The sequence below is a fragment of the Lutimonas sp. genome, assembly GCF_051011215.1.
GTDB lineage: Bacteria > Bacteroidota > Bacteroidia > Flavobacteriales > Flavobacteriaceae > Lutimonas.
This window is the reverse complement of sequence record NZ_JBPCUJ010000010.1, coordinates 1-2,562: the sequence shown is the minus strand read 5'-3', so window position 1 is coordinate 2,562 and position 2,562 is coordinate 1. Positions and strand designations below refer to the sequence as shown.

Sequence of the window (2,562 nt, the reverse complement as noted above, 5' to 3'; positions counted from 1 at the left end):
GCGAAAGGTTGCGCTGAACTGATTTTTGCATCCCTCCTCCTGGTCCAAAAAGCATCTTAAATTATTGTCATTTTAAATGTTTTGTTTTTATAGTTGGCAACGGTTTGGGTATGGTTAGTTGTGGATTGATTTTACTTTACTTGCTCTATTCACTTTTACTTTTAAACTTCGACTAACTTTGGTATAGCTCTGAACCACAATTAATTATACCCGTTGTTGTAGCCAGTTATTCCAATTGAAAATTTCCAAACTATTAAAGTCCAAAAGATTTTTCAAGACTCATCATTCTCTTCCAAAATTTGTTATAGAATTCCGATTCGGAAACTCTTCCGTTTCTAAAATCTTCAAGATTTGGCTTATCTGTTAATTTGTAGTATTTCTCAATCTTGATTCCATCTCCATACAGAATCTTAAGGCTGAAAGATTCTTGCGATATAGATTCTATTTTTGCCTTCCAGTTATAATCATTTTGTATATTATAACTTACAGAATCCCCATATATTTTAAACTCCATAGGGCTGATAAGACCTGCTGACTCACTAGAGGCGAAAATTGTATCCTTTTTTATAAATACCTCGGTATAGTAAAAATAATATGGATCACTTTTAGTTGAATCTACAGCATAAAAGTACCAATTACCTAGAATTGATTTCCCCAACTTTTGGGAATTACATTTTTGATTAAAGAAAACAACATTGCAAATGAAAACAAATAAGAATTGTAATTTCCTCATAATTTCTTGGAATTGGCTACAACGTACTTGTGTATGGTTAGTTGTGGTTAAACTTGTTTTTACTTTCTTCTCTCACTCCGACTACTTGACTTGCGATAACTTCTAGACTCAGCCCAAACCCACAATTAATTATACACATTGTTGTATTCAGTTACCTTCTGTTCCCGTACCAGCTGATTGACACAGCTCAAGTAAACATTTTAACCTTACAATCCGTACCGATCAGCCTTTCCATTTATAAGGGATTTCCGTCATAACTCCGCTCCTATTTCCCGAACTTGCCTAGGCTTATGTAATTACCTACTAGCAAATAGTAAACTCTTTTCACGCTGCTAATCACATAAGCCTGGAGAGTTTTGGTCAAATAGTACTTATTTTCATCGGAGGATTTAATTGAATACAACGGTTTGGGTATGAGCAGTAGCTCTCCCCTAATGTTGATTTTGTTTTATTTGTTTCTTTTTAATATGATTTTCCATTCGGAGACGGATTGAAGCTATTGCTTATACCCGTTGTTGCCATACGTTTTTATTCAACAATTTCGATCTTTTCAGGTTTTAATGGTGGTGGCGGTGGAGGTTTAACTTCAAACGAATACATTTCGTAAAACAGTATATTGAACTTAAAATATTCCGACCCTTTACTAATTCTAATTCTTTGGAATTGCTCAGCTATTTCACATAAAACTTTTTTTATTGTAGAAACAGAAATATCATCATCCATGTATAAACTTATCAAAGCAGGTTTTAGAATCTCTTTTTTATATTGGAGATTATACGGTTTAGACATTAAAGTATCAAGTTCAATTTTTAAATTTTCTATAGGAATGCTCTCATTCATATTCGACCAACTGTTAAATATCGAATCGTTTTTTACTCTTATATTAATTCTTCTAAAATAACAATTAATTTCTCCTGATGTTGGGCAGGACGTAAAACCTGTTATGTAGTGAACTTTAGTTTTTGTATTAATCTTTAGGCCAGATACTTTTTTATCACATGAGATTCTTTCAATTTCCATTATTAAATCAGAGTAATTCTTAATAGAATCCAAATCAATTATAGAGATTCGGCCTTCGTCATTGTACTTCTCGAAGTCAACGGAATATTCAATAGGTTTAACAATATTTGAATCCTTTTGTGCGCAAGAATTCAACATAAAAACAATCAATATTATTCTTAAAAGATTTCCCATTTAATGTATGGCAACGGTTTGTGTATGATTAGTTGTTGAGTTGGCAGTTTTGTTGGAGCCTAGAGTCTGAGTGTGCCGACATCTTACCGTAAGGATGCTGGAGGCACTTCTTAGCGTAAACAAAACTGTGTGTACTCATATTCATTATTCCAATAATATTAATGCTTAAATATAATTTGAACTTACCGAAATCCAACAATTAATTATACACGTTGTTGTGTGTAGTAAGATGAAAAACTATTTACTATTTAAATAAATAAATGCCGCTAAAGTTATAATCGAAAAGATAATTATCATTATCAACCTTATTTTCTTTTCTTTTTGGAGTTTCAATCTAACTTTTTCTTTTGCCTTTTCTTGCTGCTCTTTGGTAAACTTCTTCTGAGATGATTTTCCAGTCGAACCTGTCTTATAAATCAAATCATGGCTGTGAGATTTAAATTTCCCCTTTTTGGAAGCTCGCATAGATCGATTAGCATTTAACCTATTCTGAGCATCACGAATATTACCTGCGCCTCCTGTCATTCTTGATTTTTATCTTGATGTTTGTTTTATTACACACAACGGTTTGGGTATGAGCAGTAGCTCACCCACGTTGGTTTGTTTTAATTATTTTGTTTGTTCTTAAGTTTCAT

3 protein-coding genes are annotated in these 2,562 nt (G+C 32.6%); all 3 read right to left on the bottom strand.

Annotation, left to right across the window (positions count from 1 at the left end; all coding sequences use genetic code 11):
• Positions 1-253: 253 nt before the first annotated feature.
• The 3 genes from ACR2MV_RS01310 to ACR2MV_RS01300 all read right to left on the bottom strand — a co-directional run bounded on the left by ACR2MV_RS01310 (position 254) and on the right by ACR2MV_RS01300 (position 2,452).
• Positions 254-658 carry a hypothetical protein gene (locus tag ACR2MV_RS01310; protein ID WP_434020068.1) on the bottom strand — a complete coding sequence of 135 codons (405 nt, stop codon included), beginning with the start codon at positions 656-658 and terminating at the stop codon, positions 254-256.
• A 603-nt stretch (positions 659-1,261) separates the two neighbouring features.
• A complete protein-coding gene (locus tag ACR2MV_RS01305) occupies positions 1,262-1,753 on the bottom strand; it encodes a hypothetical protein (RefSeq protein WP_434020067.1) in 492 nt (163 codons plus the stop codon).
• Positions 1,754-2,164: 411 nt separating this feature from the next.
• Positions 2,165-2,452 carry a hypothetical protein gene (locus tag ACR2MV_RS01300; RefSeq protein WP_434020066.1) on the bottom strand — a complete coding sequence of 96 codons (288 nt, stop codon included), beginning with the start codon at positions 2,450-2,452 and terminating at the stop codon, positions 2,165-2,167.
• Positions 2,453-2,562: the final 110 nt, after the last annotated feature.